The sequence below is a fragment of the Mycobacteroides sp. LB1 genome (genome assembly GCF_013449725.1).
Taxonomy (GTDB): Bacteria; Actinomycetota; Actinomycetes; order Mycobacteriales; family Mycobacteriaceae; genus Mycobacterium.
On the sequence record NZ_JACCFF010000007.1, the window covers coordinates 123,191 to 149,697 of the forward strand.

Here is a 26,507-nt window from a genome sequence, read left to right on the forward strand (position 1 = left end):
TAAACGCGGCACTAGGGTTGTGTGACATGGGCAATAACGGCGGGTTGAAAAATAGTCTCGTCATCGAATACCTGCTGCTTGGGCTGCGATTTGACCGCATTGAGAGCGGGTACGTCGACTCGTTCACCGGCGACCCGACATTGCGGAAGCGGGTGGAGAACGAGCCAACGCCCAATCCGGCCGACCTCGCACGTCAGGCCGCGGCGTTGCGCGGTGAGTTGGCTTCCAGCGATCTGGATGAGGTGCGCAAGGCCTTCATCGACACCCATCTGAAGGCGCTGGCATGCGCCGGGCGCAAGTTCGCCGGCGAAGACATCGGGTTTGTCGATGAGGTGCATGACTACTTCGATGTGCGCATCGCGAAGGGTGACGAAGAGCGCTATAAGCAAGCACATGAGGCGCTCGAAAGTGTGCTGCCCGAAGGTGGTTCGCTGCTCGAGCGGAAGACCGCCTATGACCGCTCGCAGGAGATCGACCCGAATCGTCTGCAGGAATGCGTGGACGCCTTCTCCAGCGCACTACGCGACCGGGTACGGGGCGAGTTTCCGCTGCCCGAGACCGAGACGGTGACGTACGAGATCGTCAGCGACAAACCGTGGTCGGGGTTCAACTACTACGAGGGCAATTACCGGTCGACGGTGGCCGTCAACTCCGATCTCAAGCAGTTCCTGTACAACGTGCCGGCGCTGATCGCCCACGAGTCTTATCCCGGACACCACACCGAGCATTGCCGCAAGGAGGCCGGTCTGGTGCACCTGGGTGATCAGCAGGAACAAACCATATTTCTGGTCAACACGCCGCAGTGTCTGATGGCCGAGGGGCTCGCCGACCTCGCGCTTTACGCCGCCGTCGGCGAGGACTGGGGACCGTGGGCTCAGGAGATCTATGCCGACCTGGGGCTGCGCTTCGATGGTGAGCAGGCTCAGACCATTGGGCGCGCACGGGCCGGGCTGATCAACGTCCGCCAAGACGCCGCCCTGATGCTGCATGACGAGCACCGTGACGTCGAGGACGTCATCGCATTCCTGAAGCGCTGGCTGCTTGTCTCGGATGAGCGCGCCCGGCACATGCTCAAATTCCTGTCCTCGCCGTTGTGGCGGGCGTACATCTCCACCTACGTGGAGGGCTATCAATTGTTGAAGGGATGGCTCGACCGTCGTCCCCCCGAGCAGTCGTTGACGACCCGGTTCGGCAGGCTGCTTGACGAGCCCCTGGTGGCCTCCACCTTGGTATAGCCGCCGACTAGGCTGATGACCATGACGACATCAGCATCCAGTGATATCGCGCAGGGCGCGCAGTACGCCGAGACCGCCAGCGCCGCGTACCGGTCGGCTCTCGAGGTCATCGAGACCATCGAGCCGCGGATTGCCGATGCGACCCGCAAAGAGCTTGCCGACCAACGCGATTCACTCAAACTGATTGCCAGCGAGAACTACGCCTCGCCGGCCGTGCTGCTGACCATGGGTACCTGGCTGTCCGACAAGTACGCCGAGGGCACCATCGGCCACCGCTTCTACGCCGGCTGCCAGAACATCGACACCGTCGAGGCATTGGCGGCCGAGCATGCCCGCGAGCTGTTCGGGGCGCCGTACGCCTACGCGCAGCCGCATTCGGGTATCGACGCCAATCTTGTTGCCTACTGGGCGATCCTCGCGACGCGCGTCGAGGCTCCGGCGCTGGCCGAGAAGGGCGTCCGCAATGTCAACGATCTGTCCGAGACCGACTGGGAGGAGCTGCGCCACCAGTACGGAAACCAGCGGCTCATGGGTATGTCGCTGGACGCGGGCGGTCACCTGACCCACGGCTTCCGCCCGAACATCTCGGGCAAGATGTTCCAACAGCGCAGCTACGGCACCGACCCGGAGACCGGCTTGCTGGATTACGACGCCCTGGCCGCCGCGGCCCGCGAGTTCAAGCCGCTGGTCCTCGTGGGTGGCTACTCCGCCTACCCGCGCCGGGTGAACTTCGCCAAGCTGCGTGAGATCGCCGACGAGGTGGGCGCCACCCTGTTCGTGGACATGGCGCACTTCGCCGGTCTGGTCGCCGGAAAGGTGTTCACCGGCGACGAGAACCCGGTGCCGCACGCCCACATCACCACGACCACCACCCACAAATCGCTGCGCGGCCCGCGCGGCGGCCTGGTGCTGGCCACTGCCGAGTACTCCGATGCCGTCGACAAGGGCTGCCCAATGGTGTTGGGCGGACCGCTCTCGCATGTGATGGCCGCCAAGGCCGTCGCCCTGGCCGAGGCGCGCCTGCCCTCCTTCCAGGTGTATGCGCAGCGCGTCGCCGATAACGCCAAATCGCTCGCCGAGGGCTTCCTGAAGCGGGGCGCACGCTTGGTCACGGGTGGCACCGACAACCACCTGGTGCTGCTCGATGTGCAGTCCTTCGGACTCACCGGACGGCAGGCCGAATCGGCGCTGCTGGACGCCGGCGTCGTCACCAACCGGAACTCCATCCCGGCCGATCCCAACGGGGCCTGGTACACCAGCGGTATCCGCTTCGGCACCCCGGCGCTCACCAGCCGCGGGTTCGACGGCGACGAGTTCGACAAGGTAGCCGAGCTCGTGGTCGACGTGCTGTCCAACACCACGGCGGATGGGACCTCCAAGGCCAAGTACGCGCTTGCCGACGGCGTCGCCGATCGAGTGAAGGCCGCATCCGCCGAGCTGCTGGCCGCCAACCCGCTTTACCCGGGCCTCACGCTCTAGATTTCTAGAGTCAAAAGCCCCCGAAACGCCGCTGTGACGGGGGCTTTTGTATGCGCTCATGACTCGTCGCGCGGCGATTTCACATTTTTTCCGAGTGGAGTTAGTGTTACCGCATGGCACAGAAACCTGTACCCAATGCCTTGACTCTTGAGCTGACGGATGTCGTCGCCGAGAACATCGACCGGCATCGCGATACCGCGGAGCTTTGGTACGCCCATGAGCACGTGCCCTTCGACGAGGGCGAGAACTTCGCCTTCCTGGGTGGACGCGACTGGGAGCCGTCCGACGTCAAGCTGCCCAAGGCCATCGTCGACGCGATCCAGATCCTGCTGATCACCAAGGACAACCTTGCGGGTTACCACCGTGAGATGGTCGAGCACTTCAGCCTCGAGGTCATCCCGTGGGCCGATTTCATCGGGCGCTGGACTGCCGAGGAGAACCTGCACGCTATCGCCCTGCGTGAGTACCTGGTGGTGACCCGCAACGCTGACCCCAGCGGCGATGAGGACACCCGGCTGGCCCATGTGATGAAGGGCTACCGCGCCGACTCGTACACCCAGATCGAGACGCTGGTGTTCAACGCGTTCTTCGAGCAGATGCACGCGGTATACGTGCAGAACCTCGCTGCGCAGACCGACGACGATGTACTCAAGGGCCTGCTCGCCAACATCGAGAAGGACGAGCGTCGGCATGAGCAGATGTACAGCAATATCGTTCTCGAATGCCTGCGGTTGCACCCTGAGGACACCATCGCCGCCATTAAGGCCCGGGCCGCGGAACTGAAGGTCATCGGCGCCGATATCGACGGCTACGAGGACAAGGTCGCCGCGGTCGCTGAGGCCGGAATCATCGATGAGGGCACCGTGCAGGACGTGGTCCGCGAGCTCACCGACAAGTGGGGCGTGACCGAGCGGCTCTGAGCCGCCGCCGCACGCTTGTAACCGGCGTTAACCCGGTGTTAGTCAACACGCTTGGTTTCATGCGCGGCATCCGCGTGTAGGTACGAGTAGCGTCAAAACCGATGGCTAGCGACATGCTTTGCTATCCGGGAGGTACTGATCGTGGCGAAAGCGACAGGACCGGCCCCGGTCCTGATGTGGACGGTCTCATGACGGTCCACACACGGTACCGACCGCGTCCACGACAGATCGTGTGTGGTGCCGCACCGATGTCAGGAGCGTTCGGTGACTGCTTCAAAGACCGCTGGGACAACCTCTGATGACCTTCGCGCGAGCGGCTCATCAATCCGTACCTATGTGCTCGACACCTCGGTGTTGTTGTCTGATCCTTGGGCCACAAACCGATTCGCCGAACATGAGGTAGTGATCCCGCTGGTGGTGATCAGCGAGCTGGAAGGCAAGCGCCATCATCATGAGCTGGGTTGGTTCGCCCGCACTGCGTTGCGGATGCTCGACGATCTGCGGTTGGAGTACGGCCGCCTTGATCAGTCCATTCCTGTTGGGACCCAAGGTGGTTCGCTGCATGTCGAGCTGAATCACACCGATCCTTCGGTACTGCCCGTGGGCTTCCGCACCGACTCCAACGACTCGCGGATCCTGGCGTGCGCGCTCAACCTCGCCGCCGAAGGCAAGCTGGTTACGTTGGTGAGCAAGGATATTCCGCTCCGCGTCAAGGCTGGTGCGGTGGGCTTGGCGGCCGATGAATACCGGGCTCAGGATGTGGTGAACTCTGGCTGGACGGGTATGGCGGAGTTGGACACCGCCCCCGACGTCATCGACTCACTCTTCGAAGCCGGTGAGGTGGATCTCGAGTCGGCTCGGGACCTACCGTGCCACACCGGAATTCGGCTCCTCGGTGGCACCTCCAGCGCGCTCGGGCGGGTCAATTCCGAGAAGCGTGTTCAGCTGGTTCGCGGTGACCGCGAGGTCTTCGGGTTGCGCGGCCGTTCTGCCGAACAGCGTGTGGCACTGGACATCTTGCTTGACGAGTCGGTGGGCATCGTGTCCCTGGGCGGTAAGGCAGGCACCGGTAAGTCGGCGCTGGCGCTGTGCGCCGGACTCGAAGCGGTGCTGGAGCGGCGCAGTCACCGCAAGGTAGTGGTGTTTCGACCGCTGTACGCAGTCGGCGGTCAGGAACTGGGTTACCTGCCGGGCAGCGAGAGCGAGAAGATGGGTCCGTGGGGGCAGGCCGTTTTCGACACCCTCGAAGGTCTGGCGTCACCGGCTGTCATTGAAGAGGTGCTGGCACGCGGCATGCTTGAGGTGCTCCCGCTCACGCATATTCGCGGACGGTCCCTGCACGACTCCTTTGTGATCGTCGACGAGGCGCAGTCCCTGGAGCGCAACGTGCTCCTGACAGTGCTGTCACGGTTGGGCACGGGCTCGCGGGTGGTGCTCACTCACGATGTCGCCCAGCGCGACAACCTGCGTGTCGGTCGTCACGACGGTGTCGCCGCCGTGATCGAGAAGCTCAAGGGGCATCCGCTGTTCGCACACGTCACACTGGTTCGCAGTGAGCGTTCGGCCATCGCCGCGCTGGTCACCGAGATGTTGGAGGAGTTCGGGCCCGGGCACTCTGCGTAGTGCCGGTATGAACCGGCTACTAAGCTGTTAGGTGTGCTAACCAAGCGTGACGTCTTTCGTTGGACGATGGTCGCGGCCGCGGTAGGAAGTCTGATTGCGGCCGCGATCGTCGTCACGGACAAGCAGCGCGCCCTCGCCGAGCCGGTGGACTGCCAACGCGAGAAGTGTGTTGCGCTGACATTCGACGACGGGCCGAGCCCGTTCACCGATCGGCTGCTGGACATACTGCGGGCCAACGGAGCGCACTCGACCTTCTTCGAGATCGGTAATAAGGTCCAGCGCGATCCGGCGGGTGCCAAGCGCGTGGTGGATGCCGGGATGGAATTGGGCAGTCACACTTGGGAGCACCCCAACATGACGACCATCCCGCCGGAAGCCATCGCAACCCAGCTGAGCAAGGCCAGCGATGCTATCGAAGCGGCAACCGGCCAGCGCCCGAAGCTGTTCCGCACGGCCGGTGGCCTGATCAACGACCAGGTACTGGCCGAAGCCAAGAAGCAGGGCTTGGCCGATATCAACTGGGACGTCATCCCGTTCGACTGGGCCAACGACTCGAACACCGATGCCACCCGGGCCATCCTGATGTCGCAGATCAAGCCGGGGTCGGTGGTGCTGTTCCACGACACCTACTCCAGCACAGTGGATCTGGTCGAGCAGTTTCTGCCCGTGCTCAAGGCAAACGGCTACCATGCGGTCACCGTCACTCAGCTACTCGGCCCACGCGAGCCCGGCAGCAGCTATGGCAGCCGGGACAACGGCCCGCCGGAGAACCTCTTGAAAGACATTCCGGCATCCGAGATTCCGCCGCTGCCCAATACTCCGTCGCCGCTGCCGATGACCAACATTCCGATCACCGACCTGCCCAATCAGGGTGCGGGCGGACCGGCCGTCGGGCAGTAGCGCTAGGCCTCTTCGGCGGCGGCGAACCAGAGCGCCAGCGCCAGCAGTACCGCCGTCACCAACAGGCCGAGGCCTTCGAGCAATCCCAAGGTCTGGCCCTGGTGGTGGTTGGTGTCCACCAGGTGACTCACGGTGTGCAGCACCCAATGTCCGGTCGCAATGGCCAGTGTCGGCACCCGCCACGACGGCCACTTCACCGCGGCCAGCAGTGCCAGCCCCAGTGGAAGGGCGAATGACCCTAAATCAAAGAGATAGTGGTCATTTCGCACACCGAATGCGCCCAGAGTGTCGAAGAACGACTCTGGAGCCACGATCGTCCAAGCCCCCGTCACCGCCTGATAGATACCGGCGGCGACGAGAGCGAAACTGACGAACCGAGTCTTAATCCTTGACCTTCGCCATGGCGAGTACATCGAGGCGCTTGTCGAGTTCCTCGATGCTCAGCTTGTCGCCGATGAGGCCGCGGTCGATGACCGTCTGCCGGATTGTCTTGCGCTCCTTGAGCGCTTCCTTGGCGACGGCCGCTGCTTCCTCGTAGCCGATCGCCGAGTTCAGCGGGGTGACGATCGACGGGGACGACTCTGCCAGTGTCCGCAGGTGATCCTCGTTGGCGATCAGCCCGTCGACGCACTTGTCGACGAACAGCCGAGAAACGTTGGCCAGCAGCGTGAACGACTCCAGCAGGTTGCGCGCCATCATGGGGATGTACACGTTGAGCTCAAAGGCACCCGACAGACCGCCAACGGATACCGCGGCGTCATTGCCGATGACCTGTGCGGCCACCTGGGTGACTGCCTCGGGCAGCACCGGGTTCACCTTGCCGGGCATGATCGAGCTGCCGGGCTGCAGGTCGGGCAGCTGAATCTCGCCGAGTCCGGTGAGCGGGCCGGAGCCCATCCACCGAACGTCGTTGGCAATCTTGGTCAGTGACACCGCGATGGTGCGCAGCGCACCCGAGGCCTCGACCAGTCCATCACGGGCGGCCTGTGCCTCGAACGAGTCGGCGGCCGTCTTCAGTTCCGAGAGGCCCGTCGACTTCTTCAGCTCCTCAACAACTTTGATACCGAAACCGTCGGGAGCGTTCAGGCCGGTGCCGACAGCGGTACCGCCAATGGGCAGCTCACCAAGGCGGGGGAGCGTTGCCTTGACCCGCTCGACGCCGGCTTCGATCTGGCGGGCGTACCCACCGAACTCCTGGCCGAGCGTCACGGGCACCGCATCCATGAGGTGGGTGCGGCCGGACTTCACCACGGTCTTCCACGCCTTGGCCTTGGTGGCCAGTGCTTGCTGTAGGTACTCCAGCGCGGGAATCAGGTCGCGCACAGCGGCTTCCGTCGCGGCCAGGTGGGTGGCCGTCGGGAAGGTGTCATTGGACGACTGCGACATGTTCACGTCGTCATTGGGGTGCACCGTCACGCCGTCGCGTGCGGCGATCGAGGCGATCACCTCGTTGGCATTCATGTTCGAGCTGGTGCCCGAGCCGGTCTGGAACACGTCGATGGGGAATTGGTCATCTTGCTTACCGTCGGCGATCTCGGCCGCGGCGGCGATGATGGCATCGGCCTTTTCCGGCGCGAGCAGGCCCAGGTCCTTGTTCACCTGTGCGCAGGCGCCCTTCAGCAGGCCGAGCGCACGGATCTGGGTGCGCTCAAGCCCGCGCCCCGAGATGGGGAAGTTCTCGACGGCGCGCTGAGTCTGCGCGCGCCACAGTGCTTCCACGGGCACCCGGACCTCGCCCATGGTGTCGTGCTCGATGCGGTACTGCTGCTCAGACATGGATACCTTCCGTCGTCGATGAGGGAGTGATCAGGGGAGGGGGTGGGTGGCGTCGTCGTCGCCGGTGAAGTCGACCGCGGAGTACTCGCGGAGCTTGGTGAGGCGGTGGTACGCGTCGATCATCCGGACGGTGCCGGACTTGGAGCGCATCACGATCGACTGCGTCGTGCAGCCGCCGCCGAAGTACCGGACCCCCTGCAGCAGATCGCCGTCGGTGACGCCGGTCGCGCAGAAGAAGACGTTCTCGCCGGACACCAGATCCTCGGTGGTGAGAATCTGGTCCAAGTCGTAGCCGGCGTCGATGGCCTTCTGGCGTTCCTCGTCATCGCGCGGTGCGAGCTTGCCGTGGATGGCGCCGCCCATGCAGCGCATGGCGGCCGCGGCGATGATGCCCTCGGGGGTGCCGCCGATACCGAGCAGCATGTCGGTACCCGAGTTGGGGCGGGCCGTCGAGATGGCACCCGCCACGTCACCGTCGGAAATGAGGCGGATGCGGGCGCCGGTATCGCGGACGTTCTGGATCAGCTCGCCGTGACGGGGCCGGTCCAGGATGCAGACGGTGATATCGGAGACCGAACAGTTGCGCACCTTGGCGACGCGCTTGATGTTTTCGGAGACGGGGGCCGTGATGTCAATGACATCGGCGGCGTCGGGGCCGACGGCGATCTTCTCCATGTAGAAGACGGCCGAAGGGTCGAACATGGTGCCGCGCTCGGAGACCGCCAACACGGAAATGGCGTTGGGCATGCCCTTGCTCATCAGGGTGGTGCCGTCCACTGGATCCACCGCGAAATCGCAGTCCGGGCCGTCGCCGTTGCCGACATCTTCGCCGTTGTAGAGCATCGGGGCGTTGTCCTTCTCGCCCTCGCCGATGACGACCACACCGCGCATGGAAACTGAGTTGACCAGCTCGCGCATGGCGTCGACGGCAGCACCGTCGCCCTTTTCCTTCTCGCCGCGGCCGACCCACCGGCCCGCGGCCATAGCACCCGCCTCAGTCACTCTGACCAGTTCTAATGCCAGGTTGCGGTCCGGGGCTTCTCTGCGCGACGGGCTCATGGGTTGTGATTGTTTCATGCGCGCCTGCGAGTATGGGAGGCGTGGCAGATGCATCCCCGCCGGAGGGACCCGAGGACCGGATCGCGGTCCCGGCTCCCAGGCCGGCCAAGCCGCGCCTGTTCCAGGACGGCCGCGACATGTTCTGGTCGATGGCCCCGCTGGTGGTCGCGTGCATCCTGCTGGCCGGAATGCTTGGTATGTGCTCCTTCACTCCGAGTGGGCCGACGGTGGGCAAGCCGCCCGCCTATGACGCGCACGCCGCGTTGCAGGCCGATGCCCGGCAGTTCCCGTTCCCGGTTCGGGAGCCGTCGCTGCCAGAGGGATGGCAGGCGAATTCCGGTGGTCGGGACAGCATCGACGGAATGCCTCTGTCCAAGGTGGGGTATCTGAGCCCGTCGGGCGCGTACATGGCGGTGGTGCAAAGCGGAGCGGCCGAAGAGAAGGTCGTCCCGAAGCTCGACAGTTCACTTGTCCCGCGCGGACCCGAAGAGGTCGATGGTGTGCACTGGGTTGCCTACGAGGGCGGTGAGGGTGTCGAGCCGGTCTGGGTGACGCGGTTGGACAACACGGTGACCGTCGCCGTCACCGGGGCCGGTAACACTGAGGCCTTCCAGACCGTCGCCCGCGCGGTACAGACGGCCAAACCACTGCCGCGCTGAGATGACATCTACGCGGGTCGTTTCTCGACAATCGCCCGCGTGATTGTCATCTCGCCACGCCAGCCAGCCGCAGTCAGTGCCTCCGCGACTCTGCTCACGACCGTGGCTCGCCGGTTGCGCAGCATGTCACTGCTCACTCGAATGATCCGCCAGCCCAGTTCTTCCAGCTCGGCGAGTCGGTCGATGTCCTTGGTGCGCTGCGCCGGGTCGGTCCAATGTTGAGCACCGTCGAACTCGACGCCGACTTTCCATTCCTCCCAGCCCATGTCGATGCGTGCGAATATCCAGCCGAACTCGTCGATTACCCGAATCTGAGTCTGCGGCTTGGGCAATCCGCCACGGATCAGTTCGAGCCGGGTGCGCGTTTCTTGCGGCGACTCAGCTCCGCCGTCGATGAGCGGAAGGAGTTCACGTAGCTGCATGATGCCGCGCGCACCGTTGTGATGATCGATCAATGTCTGTACGTCGTCGGCGTTGAGCCCGGTCGCGCGTGAAAGCGAGTCGAGGTGAATAAGCGCCTCGGTGAACGGCATTCGCCGTCCGATGTCGAATGCTGTTCGTGCCGCCGTCGTCAGTGGAACGCCGTCGCGGATTGTACGTTCGTGGGGCGATAATTGGTCACGGTGCACCGTGATTCCGCGGGGAGCGTGCCGACGAGCGACGATCAATTCCGCTGGGGTGTTTGGGGTTATCCATTTCGAACCCATGAGGGCAGACGCTGACAAGCCGGCGATGACCGCAGTTCTTTTCGACCAGAGCCACGCCGCGATTGCGCGATCGGCGGCGGTAGGTTCGGCGCCGTTCGGGACGTACACGTCGGGATAAACACGTGTATGGCGGGCGCTCAATTTCCATCGGCTGAGGTCGCCTGTGCCAAGCAGTTCGGTGCCGATGAATGGATCCCCCATGAGCGCGAGACTGGCATAGCCCACTGACACGCCACCGAGATGACATCTATGCGGGTGATTTCCGCCTAATCGCCAGCGTCATTGTCATCTCGTCGCGAAAGAGACTAGGAATCAAGCGCGTCTTCGATGCGCTTGCGGGCTCCTGCCAGATGCTCTTCGCAACGCTTGGACAGCGCCTCGCCGCGCTCCCAGAGTGCCAGCGAGGTATCCAGATCCAGGCCGCCTTGCTCTAGCTGCTGCACCACCTCGATCAGCTCGGTGCGTGCTTCTTCATAGCCCAGCTCGGCGGGATTGGTCATGAACCCTCTCCTGTCACGGTCGCGGTCACGGCGCCATCGGAAACGCGTACGCGCAGCGATGCCCCGGCCGGTGCATCGGCCACCGTTCGCAGCACCTCCACCGTGCCATCGTCGCGTACTCGCTGCACCACCGAGTACCCGCGAGCCAAGGTGGCGGCCGGACCCAGCGTGGCCAGCTGTGCCGACAAATGCTTCACCCGTTGCGATTCGGATTCCACCAGCCGCCGTATGTCGCGACGCAGTGCCGTTCGCGCGACGGAGATTTCGTCCTGACGTGTCGTCAGCATCCGCAATGGATCGGCCAGCACCGGGCGGCTACGCATCTGATCCAGACCGCGCTGCTCGCGCTGCACCCAGTTGCGCAACGCCTGTGCCGACCTTCGTCGCAGATCCAGGATCAACGCCTGCTCTGCGGCGGCATCGGGCACCAGCTTCTTGGCGGCATCGGTGGGCGTGGCGGCCCGTAGGTCGGCCACCAGATCGGACAGCGGATTGTCCGGCTCATGCCCGACTGCGCTGACCACGGGAGTTCGGCACGCCGAGATCGCGCGGCACAGCGTCTCATCGGAGAACGGCAGCAGATCCTCCACGCTGCCACCGCCGCGTGCCAACACGATCACATCCACGGCGGGATCGGTATCCAAAGCCTTTAACGCGGAAACGATTTCGGCGACCGCGTGCGGGCCCTGAACCGGGGTGTTGCGTACCGCGAATTGCACCGCCGGCCATCGGGCCGTCGCGACGGAAATCACATCGTGTTCGGCGGCACTGGCGCGGCCGGTGATCAGCCCGATGCACCGAGGCAGGAACGGAACCTGCCGCTTCAACCGTGCATCGAACAGCCCCTCGACGGTCAGCAGCTGACGCAGCCGTTCGATTCGGGCCAGCAGCTCGCCCACGCCCACCGCGCGAATATCGTTGAGCCGTAACGAAAATGATCCACGTACCGTGTAGAAGCTGGGCTTGCCGCACACCACGACTTGGGTGCCTTCGGTCAGCTTCACCGGTGCGTTGCGTACCAAATCGGGTGGGCACGTCACGGTCAGCGACATATCGGCGGCCGGGTCGCGCAGCACCATGAACACGGTCTTGCTACCGGGCCGGATGTCGATCTGCGTCAGCTGGCCTTCCACCCACACCACGCCCAGGCGGTCGATCCACTTGGCTACCCGGGTGGCGACAGCCCTGACTGGCCAGGGGTTTTCGGGGCTTGTCCCCGGATCAGCCACGGGCAGCGGCGCGTGTGATCCTGTTCGCGAGCAAGGTCTGATAAGGCGCCCGCGCCTTGTGGGCGTCTTCGTAGGTCAGCAGTTCTTCCAGATCGCTCACCGACAGAGACTGCAGCCGCGCCCGCAGCTGGGCCAGCGTCAGATCGTGGTAGCCGAGCTCGATGACGACGTCGGGGGCGTTCGGATCCGCCGGTTCAGCGGGCGCTACCGACGCAGCCTGCTGTGCCGCTTTGGCGGGAGCCTTTTTCGCTGGTGCCTTACGCGGCGCGGCCTTCTTCGCTGCGGGCTTGGGCTCGGGTGCTGCCGGCTCCTCGGCCGCCGACGGCAACTTGGGCTCGGGCACCGACGGCGCGGACGGCTCCGACGAGTACAGCGCGAACCGTCCGTTCGTCATGCGCTCGGCGGCATCCTCATAGACCGCAGTAGCTTGCGACTCATCCGGCGCGGGTGCATCGAGCTCGTCGACGTCCTCATCGAAGGTCGCCCACTCCGGCTGCTCGTCGGTGGGCGGGAAGATGTTTTCCCAGGTCTCGTCGCCCTTGATGGCCAATTCGGTCACCGTCTGCTGGAACCGCATGAAGTTCTGCACGGCTTGGCTAGCCGCTGTCATGGGGTAGGTGAGGACGGCCTGGGGCAGCTTGCGGGTCTCTTCGAGAACGGTCGCGGCCACCCCGAGGATCAGCCGGACTCCGTACGGAGGACGAATCATAGGAGCAAGCTTGCCTTACATGGCTCGTGGAGCGAAAGAGTGGGCCGTAAGCTGGTGGCTATGGCAGCGGTGGATATGGGCACTCCGGGGATGGTCAGCACCATTGTCGGCTCCTCGACCAGCAAGCGGGTGCTGCTGGCCGAGCCTCGCGGCTACTGCGCGGGCGTCGACCGTGCCGTTGAGACCGTAGAGCGTGCGCTGGAGAAACATGGCGCCCCCGTGTATGTGCGTCACGAGATCGTGCACAACCGCTACGTGGTGGAAACCCTCGCCAAGGCGGGGGCAATCTTCGTCGAGGAGACCGATGAGGTGCCCGAGGGTGCGATCGTCGTCTTCTCCGCGCACGGTGTGGCTCCGACCGTGCACCTGGACGCCGCGGCACGCAACCTGAAGACCATCGACGCCACCTGCCCGCTGGTCACCAAGGTGCATCAGGAAGCCAAGCGTTTCGCCCGCGACGACTACGACATCCTGCTGATCGGTCACGAGGGGCATGAGGAGGTCGTCGGTACCGCCGGTGAGGCTCCGGACCACGTGCAGCTGGTCGACGGCCCAAGCTCGGTGGACAAGGTCACCGTGCGTGACGAGAACAAGGTCATCTGGCTGTCTCAGACGACGTTGAGCGTGGACGAGACCATGGAGACGGTCCAGCGCCTGCGGGAGCGTTTCCCGACGCTGCAGGACCCTCCTAGCGACGACATCTGCTACGCCACCCAGAACCGTCAGGTCGCGGTGAAGGCGATGGCCCCCGAATGTGAACTCGTGATCGTCGTAGGTTCGCGCAACTCGTCCAACTCGGTGCGTCTGGTCGAGGTTGCCCTCGGTGCGGGCTCGCACGCCTCGTACCTGGTCGATTACGCCGAAGACATCGATCCAGCCTGGCTTCAGGGTGTGACGACGGTCGGGGTCACCTCGGGTGCCTCGGTGCCGGAGGTACTGGTGCGCGGGGTGCTGGAGCGGCTCGCAGAGTACGGATATGGCGAGGTGCAGCCGGTCACCACGGCCAACGAGACGCTGGTGTTCTCGCTGCCTCGAGAGCTGCGTGCCGCACGGCGCTAGTTCGCGCTAGCGGTCGTAATCCCACGCGTCGGAGGAGTCCTGCCGACGCCGTCGCGGTGCCGGGGGCTGCTCATCTCGGTAGCGGACTATCGGGCGGTGTGAGCGCGGCGGCTCTGACGGCTCCCTGACCGGCTCCCGGTAGCGAGGCCGCTCCTCGTAGCCGTAATCCTCGTATTCGTCGCGGACCCGCCGTGCGGGACGGCGTTCGGTCCGCATCGGGCGTTCGTCCTCCCACGGCGTGCCGAGCGGCGTCCGCTGCGAGACGGGTTCGGAATCGTGCGTGGGACGACGGCGCGACGCGGATTCGTGCCGTCCGTGGCGTGTCCGAGCGGTGGCCTCGTCCGTGCGGGGACGGCGGCTCCTCTCGGTACTTCCCGCGGTCTTGCTCGCGGTCTTGGCGTCGGCATCGACCAGGGCCTGCACCCGGGTCCGTCTGGTTGTCCTCGGCTTGGCCACCTTTGTGGCCTTCGGCTTGGACGTCTTGGGCTTATCGCTGGCGGGCTTGCCGGTGAAGATTCCCCAGTACCAGCGCACCACCCCGATGATCAGCACGCCCAGCGCGGTGCTGATCATCAGCGGGAACCGTTCGATCAGCGGGTACCCGATGGTGATGGCCGTCGACTTTCCGCCGGAAAGCGGTGCCTGCGACATGACCATGTAGGCCGCGGGAATGCTCGCGAAGAGGATGAGCGGCGGTTGCACGACGGCGGTGAAGATCGACGCGTAGCGGACCGCGAAAACCGCGACGACGCATCCCGCCGCATAGCAGCCAGCGAATGCGCCGGTCAGCTTCTCACCATTTGTCATCGCGTCAATTGCGAAGCCGAGTGCTGTACCAGCGACGGCGATAAGGATGGCACCCCACCACGGCACACCCGGGATATCGGGGTGCGCCGACCGGTGATCGGCCTCCACCGATGAGCGGGCGCGTTGACCTGTCACATGTTGAAAGGTACCGGTGTCTGGCCGGATGTTCGGTAACGGTGCCCGTCAATGATCTTGTGTCAGCAGCATCTCGCCGATGGATTCGTATCGGCTTCGGCGTACCGCGAACGCCAGAATTCGCTCTCGGTGGGCACTGAACGGTTGGGGTGGCGGCGCCGCAGATGTTCGACGTATCGCTGGTAGTCGTGGTCTCCCATGACAGAGGTGAACCACCACACCAGTCCCTTGATCACCTTCATGTTCGGGTCCCTGCGAGATCGCGTGCTGCCCATTGTTTCTCGATTTCCTTCTCCACGTCGGTGGGCAGGAAACCGCTGGGGGCGAAGAGTTTGGAGGGCACTGCCGGATCCTCACTGGTCGGCAGACCACCCGAGCGCACCGCGCGCAGGCATGTCCAGATTCCGGCCGCGACGACGACCAACACCAACGAGGCGAAGACAGCCGACAGCGTCCCCTGGACGAACGTGTTGCGAATCACGGCGTCGATGGCCTCGGGTGTCTTGGCGGTCTTGAAGCTCGTCATTCCGGCGTCCCGGGCCGCCGCATAGAGCTGGTGCTGTTTCCAGTACCCGACGGCCGGGTCGGCGGAGAAGATCTTCTGCCAGGACGCGGCCATGGTGACGGTGAGATCCCAGGCCAGTGGGATGGCCGGGATCCACGCCCACTTGTACAGCTGCTGTTTGACGACGATCGTCAACACCACCGTCAAGGCGATCGCGGCCAGCAGCTGGTTGGCGATGCCGAACAGCGGGAACAAGGTGTTGATGCCTCCGAGGGGATCGGTGACCCCCATGAGGAGGATCGAACCCCAGCCGCCGACGACGATCGCCGAGCAGATCCATGCCCCGGGCCGCCAGGAGGTGTCCTTGAAGCGGCGCAGCGGACCGCCCAGGTTCCCCAAGGAGTCCGACAGCATGAAGCGAGCGACCCGGGTGCCGGCATCGACGGTGGTGAGGATGAACAGCGCCTCGAACATGATCGCGAAGTGGTACCAGAACGCCTTGAAACCGCTGCCGCCGAATACGTCCGACATGACCTGTGAGATTCCGATGGCCAGGGTGGGGGCGCCGCCGGTGCGCGAGACGATCGACGTCTCACCGATATCGTGGGCGGTTTGGGTCAGCTGTTCACCGGTGATATCCGGTCCGCCGATCGGCAGGTTGTTGACGTACGCGGCTGCGGTTTCGGCGGTACCGCCGGTTGCCGCAGTGGGGGCGTTGATCGCAAAGTACAAGTGCTGATTGAGGATCGCCGCGGTGACCAACGCCATGACGGCAACGAAGGACTCGGTGAGCATGCCGCCGTAGCCGATGAAGCGCGCCTGGCTCTCCTTCTCCAGGAGCTTGGGCGTGGTGCCCGAGGCGATGAGCGAGTGAAAGCCCGAGAGTGCCCCGCAGGCGATGGTGATGAACAGGAACGGGAACAGGGATCCGGCGAAGGCCGGTCCCGAGCTGTTGAAGGCAAATTCGCTCACCGCGGGCAGCTGCGCCACCGGGCGGGCGAGCAGGATGCCGACGGCCAGCATGGCGATTGTCCCGACCTTCATGAAGGTCGACAGGTAATCGCGGGGAGCAAGCAGCAGCCACACGGGAAGCACCGAGGCGGCGAAACCATAGAACATCATCAGCCAGGCGATGGTCGTCTTGTCGAGGCTGAACAGTGTTTCGCCCCATCCCGATTCGGCAACCCATCGACCGGAGATGATCGCAGCGAGCAGAAGTGCCACGCCGATGACGGTCACTTCAGTGACCTTCCCGGGCCGCAGATAGCGCAGGTATACGCCCATGAACAGTGCGATGGGGATGGTCATCGCGATGGAGAACACGCCCCATGGGCTTTCGCCAAGGGCGTTGACAACGACGAGGCCCAGGACCGCGATCAGGATGACCATGATGACGAAGATCGCCACCATCGCGGCGACCCCACCGACGGTCCCCATCTCGTCGCGGGCCATCTGGCCAAGACTGCGACCGCCACGTCGGGTGGAGATCACCAGCACCAGGTAGTCCTGGACCGCGCCGGCGAGAACGACGCCGACGACAAGCCAGATGATTCCGGGTAGGTACCCCATTTGAGCGGCCAGCACCGGGCCGACCAGGGGACCGGCGCCGGCGATGGCGGCGAAGTGGTGACCGAAAAGCACTCGCCGGTCGGTGGGGACGAAGTCCTTCCCGTTGTCGAGTGCTTCGGCGGGGGTCGCCTGGTCGTCACGCGGTTTGACGAGCTTGCGTTCAATCAGCTTGGCGTAGAACCGGTATGCGATGAGGTAGGTGCAGATCGCGGCGACGACGAACCAGACGGCGTTGACGTGCTCGCCGCCCAGCAGCGCGATCATCGTCCAGGCAAAGGCTCCCAGCAGTGCCACCAACACCAGCACCACGCGGGTGGTGGGCGAGGGGCCCCGGTTATCGATGACAGCGACCGGTGGCAGGTCGGGATCGGTCCGCAGCAGCTCGACGCCGGGTGGGGGAGTCACGTCCTGGGGCTCTACGGCGGTGGTGGCCATGCGCGTTACCTTAAGTCGCCCGCCGATGACCGGGCAGCACATCGGGGCGGTGTTCAAGTTCAGGGAAAGATCGGGGCCATCCCTGATGCCCCTCATAGTCTCCGCTCATAGCGTCGAGACATGAGCAAAACAGTGTGGTTTGCAACGGCTTTGGAGGCCATGGTGGCGGTCATTCCGGTTGCGGCGGTGGCGCTGGCGGCCGTTGCGCATGCCGGGCCGCAAGGGTACGGCGATGCCGAGACGGTGATCAGTTCTCTTGAGGCGCAGGGAAATTACGTCATTCTTAACCGTACGGGACATTGCCCGCTGGAGAGTTGCACGGTAGCCCGGGTGCGGCAGGGGCCCTCGGTCTACCGGTACGAGCGGGCCGTGGGTGCCGATTCCAACACGGCACCCACGAAGGTGCTGGACCACGGAACCTACTACGTGGACCTGAAATGCTGAGCCGCCAAACTCCGGGGAAAGATCAGGGGCTTCCCTGATGCGCCAGGATGTTTCGGCGGCCTACGGTGAGTTCATGACTACTGCACTGCGACGCCCCCGCGCTGGGGCGATGATCGGCGGGGTATGCGCGGCCATCGCGCAGCGCTTTGGATGGGATGTGACGATCGTCAGGGCGCTCACGGTCGCGTCGATCCTGCTTCCCGGGCCGCAGGTGTTGGCCTACCTGGTGTTATGGGTGCTCATTCCTCGGGACCAGTGACCGCGGCCCGCGGGCTCGAAAGTTAATTTTTCGTAACCACCGGGTGGACGGGGCTCTGCACGGGGCTAAACCGTGGGTAGTGTGCGGGCATGCGACCATACGACTACCCCCTACGGGTTACTGTATTGGTCCTTGTCGCCGGTGTTCTGTGCTTCGTGGGGGTGAACCCGGGAAGTGTTGTGGGCCAGCCCGCATCAATGACGACGGCGTACGCCCTCGATCACGATGAGGCAAGTGCCGCTCCGGCGGACGCGCCTCAGGTCGATGCCTTCGCTCAGGTCGTCCAGATCGCCAAGATGTGCCGAGGGATCCTTGCGGGGGCGATGCTGCTGGTGCTGGCCTTTGTGCTGCGCTACGTGCTGCTCACAGCGCCACGGGGTTCGCCTGTGCGGCAACGGATTTTTGGCCGCGACCGCCGTGTGATATTGCTCAGCGGCTGTGTGAACAGGTGCTGATGCGGTCGGTGTGATCCGGCCATGTCAGTCATGCCGCACTAACGCGGTTCTACACAGGAGGCAACCATGATCAGGACCCTTTCTTCCGCGGTGTTCGCGTTGACCGTCGCAGGAACACTTCTCGCGGCGCCGTCGGCATATGCCGGTCCAGACGGGGAGAACGCCGCCGATGTGATCGCCGACCTGGAGTCGCGCGGCAACATCGTGGTCGTCAACCGCGTGGGGAGCGGGCCCATGGCTGATTGCAAGGCGACCGCCGTCCGCCCGGGACGGCTGTTGGCGCCGGGTGCGTCCATCAACGCGCCGGGAGCCAGCTGGGGCGGCTCGATCTTGTCGAATCATCGGGTGATGCACGTCGACATCACCTGCTGATATCAACCACCAAGGAAATCCAGCAGCACGATCGCGTGATTGCGTTCGGGGTCTTTCGCGGCGTAGAGCAGCGTGACGGTGCCGTGCTCGCGCTCGAATTCCTGCGCGGTGTCCACCGCAGAGCTGGTGGCGAGCTCCGCGCGATACTCCCCCGCGTACACGGCCCAATCCTCGGGCGCGGCATGGTGCCAGCGAACGCGCAGGTCAGGGCTCGGCGCGATGTCCTTGAACCAGAGATCGACCTGCGCGGCGGCCTTGCTCACACCCCGTGGCCACAGGCGGTCGACCAGTACGCGGTATCCGTCCGACGGGTCGGGAGTCTCGTAGATCCGCTTGGTGCGATAGGTCACCCCAGCATTGTCCGTAGACTTTCCTTCCCGTGAGCCTGAACTTGGGAATCGTTGGTCTGCCGAACGTCGGGAAGTCGACGCTGTTCAACGCGCTGACCCGCAATAACGTGCTGGCGGCCAATTACCCGTTTGCGACCATCGAGCCGAATGAAGGCGTGGTGCCGCTGCCGGACCCACGCCTGGACAAACTGGCGGAGGTGTTCGGGTCGGCGCGCACGCTGCCCGCGACCGTGACGTTCGTGGACATCGCCGGAATCGTCAAGGGCGCCTCCGAAGGAGCGGGACTCGGGAACAAGTTCCTGGCCAACATCCGCGAGTGTGACGCCATCTGCCAGGTGGTGCGGGTATTCGCCGACGACGATGTCGTCCACGTCGACGGCCGAGTGGATCCGGCGGCCGATATCGAGGTGATTGAGACTGAGCTGATTCTCGCCGACATGCAGACGCTGGAGAAGGCGGTGCCGCGGCTCGAGAAGGAAGCCAAGACCAAGAAGGACCGTCAGCCGCTCTTCGATGCCGCCAAGGCCGCGCAGGAGGTGCTCGACAGTGGCAAGACGCTGTTCTCGACGGGGCAGGACTGGTCGGTGGTGCGCGAGCTGAACCTGATGACCACCAAGCCTTTCCTCTACGTGTTCAATGCCGACGAGGGAGTGCTCGGGGACGAGGCACGCGTTGCGCAGCTGCGGGAGCTGGTGGCACCTGCCGATGCGGTGTTCCTCGACGCGAAGATCGAGTCGGAACTGCAGGAGCTGGACGAGGAGTCCGCTGCCGAGCTATTGGAGTCGATCGGGCAGACCGAGCGGGGCCTGGATGCGTTGGCACATGCGGGTTTCCATACGTTGAAGCTGCAGACGTACCTGACCGCCGGACCAAAAGAGGCGCGGGCGTGGACGATTCATCAGGGAGACACCGCGCCGAAGGCGGCCGGCGTCATCCACACCGATTTCGAAAAGGGCTTCATCAAGGCCGAAGTGGTGTCCTTCGACGACCTCGTCGAGGCGGGTTCGATGGCAGCCGCCAAGTCCGCCGGGAAGGTGCGGATGGAGGGCAAGGAGTACGTCATGGTCGATGGTGACGTGGTCGAGTTCCGGTTCAATGTCTAGATCTAAGAACTGACAGGCTCGAGGGCGCCTATGGATGATCAGGTGGAGTCGGCGGGAGACACGGGCATCGGCTCCGACAGCGCAATAGTCGAGGTGTACCTCCTGGGGTGGGATCCCGTGACGTTCCACGGCGGCGGAAAAAACGGATTGGCACGGGTGTACATGAGCGTGCACGCCTTGTGGTCCGCGCGCCGCTCCGCACGCATGTGTGCCGAGCGTGAGGCGAATCTCGTCGCGGAAGGAACTCATCGTCTTGACCCGGGGCATAGAGCTGACGCGATCAACGCCGTCGTCTCATCGGTGATGTTCTTGGAGGGGTTCGTCAACGAACTATTCTCCGACGCGGCCGACAAACCTGGCGGTAGTCCGCGTACCCGGGGACTGACAGACAGGGCACTCGAGCAGATGCGGGAGCTGTGGAAGGGTGGTGCGGTTCCCAGCGACAGGATCTCGATAATCCGCAAGTACCAGCTCGCGCTGCTATGTGCAGGGAAATCGACGTTCGACCTGGGGCGAGGGCCGCTGCAGGACGTAGCCGCACTGATTGAACTCCGGAATACCTTGATGCACTTTAACTCTGAAAGTGCCAACACGGTCGATCTGCAAAAGTCGTTCGTCCGCGTGATGGACCGTGCTGGCGAAAATCAACAGCCGGTTGGTCCGCCCCGATTTCCCAATAAGGTGCTGGGCGCGGGCATTGCGCAATGGGCGTGTGATAGCGCCAGTCACTTGGTGGACGAGTGGCAGGAACGTTTGGGGCTGGAGCACGATTATCGCAGTGAGTTGGAGCAGTACCCGGTCTAGTTTCCGTTTCAACGTGTAGGCAGTAACTTAGCTGCGAAAGTGAGGACTTTTGCGTGCTTATCAGGCAGGTCGGTTAGGGAGTCTCTGTACAATTTCCTTCAGCGTGTCGAGTATTTCGACTGGCACTGCCGACAACTGGTCTCCCTTGGCATCATCGCCGTATGTCGGAGTCGAAAAAATATTCCGACCCAGTTCAAGTATCAGTTTGTCACGGTTCTGGGGCGAGGAAAGTTGTTTTGAGAATGCCTCGACAGAATTGATTTGGACCGACGCTGTTTTGGCCCATCGGGCGAGAAGCCGATGATGCCGAGCAATTCTTGAGGCGTAGGATGCGGCGCCTACTATGGGTAAAATAACGACAAGATGGACGACTGTTTCCATCCATTTCGACGTGTCAAGACTTGAGGCGATCCAGATGCCTAGTCCGATGACAGCAAATACAGATCCGAATGCCACCAAAGTCCACATCCACGCGCTTTTGCCTTCGGCGGTAGCTATCTGCCAAAAGTGGGTGCCCATGGTTAAAGCGCCAGTTTCGGATGCAGCACGACGGGCTGCGTCTCTAGCGTAGGTCGCTTCCACGGCGGCCTCATGCGCAATCGCTGCCGTCTGCGCAAGGTCAAGTGCTTGAGTAAACTTGCTGCCGGACTCCTGAAGCTTTCCTGCCCAGCGGTAGAGGGCAGCTGTAGTCGAGGGCCTCTGTTCTTTCTGGGCGGCTACCTGGATTGTGGAGTTGAGCTGAGCATTCCACGTCTGGAGGTAATGGGTTAGAGTATTAGGATCCGGTGATAGTTCTTTTTCGCCTGCTTTCGTGAAAAAGTGGGAGACGGCCCGATTGAGGTCGTCTAACAGCGCATTATCCATAAACTCGACCATGTAAACATCGCCGCCATTCTCGCGAAAGCTGGGAAACTCTAGCGGAGAATTGAATAGAAGTTCTTTTAGTTCACTCGTAAATTCGCCAATGGCGCGACATTGTCCGGGGTTGAAAATCTTCCTCAACCTGTCGATGTCTTCTGCGTGCAGATGACCTGGGACATCGGAGTCTCCGGATGCCGTGCGGAAGGCATCAGCGAGCGTCGTTAGCAAGCCGTGCGTTTGGGTGCGGAGATCGGCGGCGGGCGTCTCGCTGCCCCTCCACGGTGGGACGCTGGAATCGTCAGACATCTGGGCCATAAACGCATGTTAAAGAACACGTACGACAATGACCCACTGGCGAGCGAAACCAGGGGGTCGGCGCTGAACCAGGCATACAACAGACCAGTGCCGTGCAGCGGACAAGACGCTTCGCCCAGCAGCTGAGCATGACGGGCTGACCGAGCCGACGACAATGCCGTGGGGGAACCGCGCGTTGCTGTTCCGGGACCCCGACGGGAATCTCGTCGATCTGTTCACTCAGGTCACGGACCTAGCGCGCGCCAAGTTCGGAGTATGACCTGTCGTCAGTTGTAGAACTGGACGAGGCAAAACTCATGCCCTTCGGGATCAAGCATGACGAGCACTACGCCCTCGTCATAGTCATGGCGATCGCCCGACCAGGATCCACCCAGGCCCTCGACGTGAGCGCGCGCAACCTCGATATCATCGACCTCAACGTCGAGATGAAGCCGCACCTTCGAGGTCTTCGCTTCTGACACGCGCTGAAAGGTGATTCGCGGTTGATCGCCGTTGCGCGTGCCCAGTGTCGCCCACCCCGGATCGTCACCGTGTTCGGCAGAAGGTGGCAGGTCGAGCAGTGCACTCCAGAACAACGAGAGCCGCGCGGGGTCCGCGCAGTCGATGGTGAGTCCAAACCAGCGATTCGTCACCCTGTCATTGTGAGTGCATATGCGAATCGTTAGCCATGCCTGCCGCGCTCAAGTGTCGAACCCGCGGGCCACGATAGCCACCTCTAGGCAGCGCAACCGATTGCCCACTACATCTGCAGTGACCGTTGTGAAAATCCTCTACAACGTTTGTAGTGCTGCATCAATGCAGGTAATTGAGGATTTATCTGTGAGTTTCGGTCACTCAGCTAATCGACTGCAGCAACCTATTGCTGTGAGCTGGCGCAACAGGCTGAAACGCCCGTTGTCAGACTTCCGGGGGATGCTTACAGTGGGGTAGCCTGCCGCCTAAAGGGTTGCTTGGAGGGTTCTGTATGTCATCACGCGAGGTTCGTATTGACCCCGAATCCGTGCATCTTGGCGCCTGGAACGCGTCCAATGCAACCAGCGATGCGGCGGCTGATCTCGCCAAGCATGCCCGCGATATCCGCGCTCACGCCGAAGGGTGGGTCGGCTCCTCACTATCGGCACTCGAAGATCTGATGGAGCGGTGGGAGACGCGCCATTTCGAGCATGAAGAACGTATGGGCAATGTAGGACAGATCCTGAACGACGCGTCCAAGCAGTTTCTGAATCTGGACCTCGAAGGTTTGCAACCTCCGGGCGAGACGCGGGAGGTGTGATGGGGCTACTGACTGTTCCCGACATCCTTCGATGGGACGCGCCATCTCTCGCGGCGGTGTTCGAGGTCTGCAAGAAGCGTCAAGGGACGCTCGACACCTTCGGATGCAATATCCAGCAGATGAACAATCGCCTGTCCGATTGGAAGGGCGAAACGGCTGACGCCCTCACCGCGGCAGCCGGTAAGGCGCGTACGGATATTGAAGCCGATGGCAGTGAGTCCGCGGTGGTGGCGCGCGCCCTCTCGACGGCCGAAACCGGTGTCCGCCAGGTCAAGAAGCGGCTCGTGGAGCTGCTGGACGAGGCCGAGGGCAAGCAGATCGAGGTGGACGACAGCGGCGCCTGCGCTTTCAAGAAGGGCCACGAACTATCGCCGCAGTCCATGGGAGTTCTGCTCGGCTTCCAGCAGCGGGTCACCAACGTCATGATCCAAGCGATGACCGTGGATGACGAAATCGCTTTTGCCATAAGGCTTGCGGTGATGGACAAGCCGGTGGCGCAGGCAGCGGCGACCGTCAGCGATGCCGCAGACTCTGCGGGCACGACCGAAGCGGCCGCCAAGGCAATCGCATTGGCGCAGTCAGTCGGAGACGGGCGCGCGTACGTCTACGGCGGCACCGGTCCCGGATACGACTGCTCGGGCGCGCAGTCCGCGGTCTTTGCGGCTGCAACCGGAAAGCCGCAGAGCACAAGGTATTTCACCACCGAATCCGACTTTGAGGCACTTGGCTTCAAGAAGGGATACATGCCGGGCGCGTACAACGTCGGCATTCACCGTGGCGGTGGCGGCATGAACTCACACATGGCGGCCACGCTCCCCAATGGAGTCAACTTCGAATCCGGCGGATCGCACAACAGCACCTTGTACGGTGGCTCGGCCGCCGGGGCCACGGACTCGCAGTTCGAACTGCATTACTACCTGCCGGCGACGGCAACCCGCTCGACCTCGGTGAGTACGTCCACTTCGTCCACGAATCAGACGTCTGACACGGCGCAATATGCTTGAGAACCAATCGAATTAGATGCATGAGCCCGGCGACGCCGATGCTTCACCGCAGGGGTACTAGTCCTGCACGTAGGACACCACGGCCATCATTCCGGACTCGCCGTGATAGATGTTGTGGCAGTGGGTAAGCCACTGCCCGGGGTTGTCGGCATCGAAGTCCACTTGGACGGTTTTCATCGGAGCCACCAGGACCGTGTCCTTGCGGGCGCGAAAACCTCCGTTGGAATCGCGCACCGCAAATGTGTGTCCATGCAGATGCATCGGGTGAAACATCATTGAGTCGTTGACGAACCGCAGCCGTACACGCTGACCCTCACGCACGGGCAGACCATCCCGAGGATCGTAGGTTTTGCCGTTGATGGTCCACGTGTACTTACCGGTTGGGCCGGCCAAGCGCACGTCATGAGTGACATCGGGTTCGCGACGCTGAAGTTGAACCTCAGGGGCGGCGGTCAGTGTCGCAGTATCCAGCGGCATCTGGGACTTCATCAGCATCGCGGCGTCCTCGGCGCGCCCGCGAACCGGTGTATCGCCCGAACGCAGAATCAATTGGGCGAAGCCGTTTTTCCCCTCGGGCACGGCCACCAGCGGCACCGACGAACCCGGGATGGTGACCACGGCGTCGACTCGTTCTCCCATGGTGAGCAGGATTGTGTCGGCCTTGTATGCCTGCACTGGGAAGCCGTCGGTGTGGGTGACGGTCATGGGTACGCCGGGAATGCTGATTCGGAACGCTGTATCCCCGCCCGCGTTGATGATGCGCAACCGCACTCGTTGTCCGGCGCGGTAGGTCGTCGCCTGCGGATCGGCCGTCACCCGTCCATTGATGAGGTAGTAGGGGTACGTCACATCACCGCTGTCCATGCCGAGTGGCGCAGTCGGGTCCGCTCCCATGCCGCCCATGGAGTGATCCATAGGCGGCATTCCTTTGGCGCGTAGCCCTTCCAGCACTTGGTCGGGATCAGTGCCGGTGCCGTCGATCCAATCGTCGAGGATTACCACCAGTTCGTGGTCATAGTTGGCACCTTCATCGGGATCCTCGATGATCAGCGGCGCGTAGAGCCCGCGATCGATTTGCGTTCCGACGTGGGGGTGGAACCAGTACGTCCCCGCGTGCGGTACCGCGAACTCGTAGTCGAACACTCCTGTCGGCGGGATTTCCGGCTGAGTGAGGCCGGGCACCCCATCCATGTCATTGCGCAGCGCGAGGCCATGCCAGTGCACCGTGGTGGGCGCGGGGAGGTTGTTGACTGTTTGCACGCGGAGTATTTCGCCCTGGCGAACACGAATCTCTTGGCCGGGTACCCGTCCTCCGTATGCCCATGTGGATGCCGGAGTTCCCGCAAGGTCGATCTGGGTAGGGGCGGGGGTAAGGGTCACCTGCCGCACCCCGGCCGAGGCGCCACGGCGAGCCGCCTCGACGGCTGAAACCCGTGGAGAGTCCGCGGTAATTCGTTGTGGTGCGCCAGTTCCCGCGGGGCTTTTGGTGCAGGACGCGAGGAACCCGGCGGCGGCAATCGTCATGCCCATTCGGAGGAGTTCGCGTCGGCCAAGTGGCGGTGACATGCGTGGCGTCATGCATTCTATATACCCCGTAGGGGTATATTTAGGCAACTGTATGCTACGGTCGCAATGTGTTGCCGTCCAATGGCGAACTGCAACCGGTGTGGCGGGGCTACGTCGTGTCGGGCATTCGTGCGCAGGCTCTGACGTGCTGAATATCGGCCGACAGCCGCGATGGCGATGGATCGCCGTCATCGTCGTAGGCGTGATCGCCGCCCTTCCCATTCTTCATTGCACCGTCGCCGCCGAAACCGCGCTCCCGGTCATGTCGCATCACTCCATCGGAGCCGCGTCCGGTGCCTCGAGGACGCGAGCCATCACATCGGTCGGACGGCCGAGGACTTCTCCAGCCAGATCTTCGATGTGATCGCGGGAAAAATTCGCTCCGGCAATTCATT

General features: G+C 63.4%; 30 protein-coding genes and 1 pseudogene. 16 read left to right on the plus strand and 15 right to left on the minus strand.

What is annotated here, in order from left to right; all coding sequences use genetic code 11:
- Window positions 1-26 precede the first annotated feature (26 nt).
- The 5 genes from MLB1_RS22410 (at window position 27) to MLB1_RS22430 (ending at window position 6,157) form a co-directional block, all read left to right on the plus strand.
- The gene (locus MLB1_RS22410) at window positions 27-1,235 is read left to right on the plus strand and encodes a DUF885 domain-containing protein (protein ID WP_180752058.1); all 1,209 of its coding nucleotides are present in this window, start codon (window positions 27-29) and stop codon (window positions 1,233-1,235) included.
- A gap of 21 nt (window positions 1,236-1,256) precedes the next feature.
- Window positions 1,257-2,714 carry a glycine hydroxymethyltransferase gene (locus MLB1_RS22415; RefSeq protein ID WP_180752059.1) on the plus strand — a complete coding sequence of 486 codons (1,458 nt, stop codon included), beginning with the start codon at window positions 1,257-1,259 and terminating at the stop codon, window positions 2,712-2,714.
- Between the two features lie 113 nt (window positions 2,715-2,827).
- Window positions 2,828-3,634, plus strand: coding sequence for an acyl-ACP desaturase (locus MLB1_RS22420; protein ID WP_180752060.1), 807 nt, complete (start codon window positions 2,828-2,830; stop codon window positions 3,632-3,634).
- Window positions 3,635-3,958: 324 nt separating this feature from the next.
- The gene (locus MLB1_RS22425) at window positions 3,959-5,257 is read left to right on the plus strand and encodes a PhoH family protein (protein WP_180752259.1); all 1,299 of its coding nucleotides are present in this window, start codon (window positions 3,959-3,961) and stop codon (window positions 5,255-5,257) included.
- Between the two features lie 33 nt (window positions 5,258-5,290).
- Complete coding sequence (locus tag MLB1_RS22430) at window positions 5,291-6,157, plus strand: polysaccharide deacetylase family protein (RefSeq protein WP_180752061.1); 867 nt, start codon at window positions 5,291-5,293, stop codon at window positions 6,155-6,157.
- 2 nt (window positions 6,158-6,159) lie between these two features.
- Here MLB1_RS22430 and MLB1_RS22435 read toward each other — a convergent pair whose 3' ends face one another.
- The 3 genes from MLB1_RS22435 to glpX are packed head-to-tail and all read right to left on the minus strand — an operon-like array spanning window position 6,160 to window position 8,992.
- The gene (locus MLB1_RS22435) at window positions 6,160-6,489 is read right to left on the minus strand and encodes a hypothetical protein (protein WP_219603479.1); all 330 of its coding nucleotides are present in this window, start codon (window positions 6,487-6,489) and stop codon (window positions 6,160-6,162) included.
- 49 nt (window positions 6,490-6,538) lie between these two features.
- A complete protein-coding gene (locus MLB1_RS22440; protein ID WP_180752062.1) occupies window positions 6,539-7,933 on the minus strand; it encodes a class II fumarate hydratase in 1,395 nt (464 codons plus the stop codon).
- Between the two features lie 30 nt (window positions 7,934-7,963).
- The gene (gene glpX, locus MLB1_RS22445; RefSeq protein WP_180752063.1) at window positions 7,964-8,992 is read right to left on the minus strand and encodes a class II fructose-bisphosphatase; all 1,029 of its coding nucleotides are present in this window, start codon (window positions 8,990-8,992) and stop codon (window positions 7,964-7,966) included.
- Window positions 8,993-9,024: 32 nt separating this feature from the next.
- Between glpX and MLB1_RS22450 the strand changes: the two genes are divergently transcribed.
- On the plus strand, window positions 9,025-9,651 hold the full coding sequence (locus MLB1_RS22450; RefSeq protein ID WP_180752064.1) for a DUF4245 domain-containing protein: 627 nt from the start codon (window positions 9,025-9,027) through the stop codon (window positions 9,649-9,651).
- Window positions 9,652-9,659: 8 nt separating this feature from the next.
- Here MLB1_RS22450 and MLB1_RS22455 read toward each other — a convergent pair whose 3' ends face one another.
- The 4 genes from MLB1_RS22455 to MLB1_RS22470 all read right to left on the minus strand — a co-directional run bounded on the left by MLB1_RS22455 (window position 9,660) and on the right by MLB1_RS22470 (window position 12,796).
- Complete coding sequence (locus MLB1_RS22455) at window positions 9,660-10,559, minus strand: DUF559 domain-containing protein (RefSeq protein WP_180752065.1); 900 nt, start codon at window positions 10,557-10,559, stop codon at window positions 9,660-9,662.
- A gap of 104 nt (window positions 10,560-10,663) precedes the next feature.
- Window positions 10,664-10,858 (minus strand): exodeoxyribonuclease VII small subunit, encoded by a 195-nt coding sequence (locus MLB1_RS22460; protein WP_180752066.1) that lies wholly within the window; start codon window positions 10,856-10,858, stop codon window positions 10,664-10,666.
- Window positions 10,855-12,087 carry an exodeoxyribonuclease VII large subunit gene (gene xseA / locus MLB1_RS22465; RefSeq protein ID WP_180752067.1) on the minus strand — a complete coding sequence of 411 codons (1,233 nt, stop codon included), beginning with the start codon at window positions 12,085-12,087 and terminating at the stop codon, window positions 10,855-10,857. Before xseA ends, MLB1_RS22460 begins: the two co-directional genes overlap by 4 nt.
- Window positions 12,080-12,796 carry a lipid droplet-associated protein gene (locus tag MLB1_RS22470; protein ID WP_180752068.1) on the minus strand — a complete coding sequence of 239 codons (717 nt, stop codon included), beginning with the start codon at window positions 12,794-12,796 and terminating at the stop codon, window positions 12,080-12,082. Before MLB1_RS22470 ends, xseA begins: the two co-directional genes overlap by 8 nt.
- A gap of 60 nt (window positions 12,797-12,856) precedes the next feature.
- Between MLB1_RS22470 and MLB1_RS22475 the strand changes: the two genes are divergently transcribed.
- Window positions 12,857-13,855 (plus strand): 4-hydroxy-3-methylbut-2-enyl diphosphate reductase, encoded by a 999-nt coding sequence (locus tag MLB1_RS22475; RefSeq protein ID WP_180752069.1) that lies wholly within the window; start codon window positions 12,857-12,859, stop codon window positions 13,853-13,855.
- A 6-nt stretch (window positions 13,856-13,861) separates the two neighbouring features.
- Here the strand turns inward: MLB1_RS22475 and MLB1_RS22480 are convergent, their stop codons facing one another.
- The 3 genes from MLB1_RS22480 to MLB1_RS22490 form a co-directional block, all read right to left on the minus strand.
- Window positions 13,862-14,797, minus strand: a complete 936-nt coding sequence (locus MLB1_RS22480) for a DUF6542 domain-containing protein (RefSeq protein WP_180752070.1) — start codon at window positions 14,795-14,797, stop codon at window positions 13,862-13,864.
- 62 nt (window positions 14,798-14,859) lie between these two features.
- Window positions 14,860-15,039 carry a YbdD/YjiX family protein gene (locus tag MLB1_RS22485; protein WP_180752071.1) on the minus strand — a complete coding sequence of 60 codons (180 nt, stop codon included), beginning with the start codon at window positions 15,037-15,039 and terminating at the stop codon, window positions 14,860-14,862.
- Window positions 15,036-17,306: a carbon starvation CstA family protein gene (locus MLB1_RS22490; protein ID WP_180752072.1), complete on the minus strand. Its 2,271-nt coding sequence runs from the start codon at window positions 17,304-17,306 to the stop codon at window positions 15,036-15,038. The genes MLB1_RS22485 and MLB1_RS22490 overlap by 4 nt, the downstream gene beginning before the upstream one ends.
- Before the next feature lie 120 nt (window positions 17,307-17,426).
- Here MLB1_RS22490 and MLB1_RS22495 point away from each other — a divergent pair, with 120 nt between their 5' ends.
- The 4 genes from MLB1_RS22495 to MLB1_RS22510 all read left to right on the plus strand — a co-directional run bounded on the left by MLB1_RS22495 (window position 17,427) and on the right by MLB1_RS22510 (window position 18,836).
- Window positions 17,427-17,750 (plus strand): hypothetical protein, encoded by a 324-nt coding sequence (locus MLB1_RS22495; RefSeq protein WP_180752073.1) that lies wholly within the window; start codon window positions 17,427-17,429, stop codon window positions 17,748-17,750.
- Window positions 17,751-17,787: 37 nt separating this feature from the next.
- Window positions 17,788-18,009, plus strand: coding sequence for a PspC domain-containing protein (locus MLB1_RS22500; RefSeq protein ID WP_180752074.1), 222 nt, complete (start codon window positions 17,788-17,790; stop codon window positions 18,007-18,009).
- A gap of 89 nt (window positions 18,010-18,098) precedes the next feature.
- Entirely contained in the window at window positions 18,099-18,464 is a 366-nt protein-coding gene (locus MLB1_RS22505) for a hypothetical protein (RefSeq protein ID WP_180752075.1), read from the plus strand.
- 66 nt (window positions 18,465-18,530) lie between these two features.
- Window positions 18,531-18,836, plus strand: a complete 306-nt coding sequence (locus MLB1_RS22510) for a hypothetical protein (protein WP_180752076.1) — start codon at window positions 18,531-18,533, stop codon at window positions 18,834-18,836.
- 2 nt (window positions 18,837-18,838) lie between these two features.
- Here MLB1_RS22510 and MLB1_RS22515 read toward each other — a convergent pair whose 3' ends face one another.
- The gene (locus MLB1_RS22515) at window positions 18,839-19,186 is read right to left on the minus strand and encodes a DUF488 family protein (RefSeq protein ID WP_180752077.1); all 348 of its coding nucleotides are present in this window, start codon (window positions 19,184-19,186) and stop codon (window positions 18,839-18,841) included.
- A gap of 29 nt (window positions 19,187-19,215) precedes the next feature.
- Here MLB1_RS22515 and ychF point away from each other — a divergent pair, with 29 nt between their 5' ends.
- Window positions 19,216-20,289: a redox-regulated ATPase YchF gene (gene ychF, locus MLB1_RS22520; protein WP_180752078.1), complete on the plus strand. Its 1,074-nt coding sequence runs from the start codon at window positions 19,216-19,218 to the stop codon at window positions 20,287-20,289.
- A gap of 30 nt (window positions 20,290-20,319) precedes the next feature.
- Window positions 20,320-21,093 (plus strand): hypothetical protein, encoded by a 774-nt coding sequence (locus tag MLB1_RS22525; RefSeq protein ID WP_180752079.1) that lies wholly within the window; start codon window positions 20,320-20,322, stop codon window positions 21,091-21,093.
- Window positions 21,094-21,153: 60 nt separating this feature from the next.
- On the opposite strand, the gene MLB1_RS22530 is transcribed toward MLB1_RS22525, so the two are convergent.
- Window positions 21,154-22,269, minus strand: coding sequence for a hypothetical protein (locus MLB1_RS22530; RefSeq protein WP_180752080.1), 1,116 nt, complete (start codon window positions 22,267-22,269; stop codon window positions 21,154-21,156).
- 85 nt (window positions 22,270-22,354) lie between these two features.
- Between MLB1_RS22530 and MLB1_RS22535 the strand changes: the two are divergent.
- Window positions 22,355-22,528: pseudogene (locus MLB1_RS22535) on the plus strand (VOC family protein); the annotation flags it as partial.
- A 7-nt stretch (window positions 22,529-22,535) separates the two neighbouring features.
- On the opposite strand, the gene MLB1_RS22540 reads toward MLB1_RS22535, so the two are convergent.
- Window positions 22,536-22,901 carry a VOC family protein gene (locus MLB1_RS22540; protein WP_180752081.1) on the minus strand — a complete coding sequence of 122 codons (366 nt, stop codon included), beginning with the start codon at window positions 22,899-22,901 and terminating at the stop codon, window positions 22,536-22,538.
- Window positions 22,902-23,233: 332 nt separating this feature from the next.
- Between MLB1_RS22540 and MLB1_RS22545 the strand changes: the two genes are divergently transcribed.
- Together MLB1_RS22545 and MLB1_RS22550 are read left to right on the plus strand one after the other, a co-directional pair.
- Window positions 23,234-23,542, plus strand: a complete 309-nt coding sequence (locus MLB1_RS22545) for a hypothetical protein (RefSeq protein WP_180752082.1) — start codon at window positions 23,234-23,236, stop codon at window positions 23,540-23,542.
- Complete coding sequence (locus MLB1_RS22550) at window positions 23,542-24,546, plus strand: hypothetical protein (RefSeq protein WP_180752083.1); 1,005 nt, start codon at window positions 23,542-23,544, stop codon at window positions 24,544-24,546. Before MLB1_RS22545 ends, MLB1_RS22550 begins: the two co-directional genes overlap by 1 nt.
- Window positions 24,547-24,603: 57 nt before the next feature.
- Here MLB1_RS22550 and MLB1_RS22555 read toward each other — a convergent pair whose 3' ends face one another.
- On the minus strand, window positions 24,604-26,124 hold the full coding sequence (locus MLB1_RS22555; RefSeq protein WP_180752084.1) for a multicopper oxidase family protein: 1,521 nt from the start codon (window positions 26,122-26,124) through the stop codon (window positions 24,604-24,606).
- 97 nt (window positions 26,125-26,221) lie between these two features.
- Complete coding sequence (locus MLB1_RS22560; protein ID WP_180752085.1) at window positions 26,222-26,383, minus strand: hypothetical protein; 162 nt, start codon at window positions 26,381-26,383, stop codon at window positions 26,222-26,224.
- Window positions 26,384-26,507: the final 124 nt, after the last annotated feature.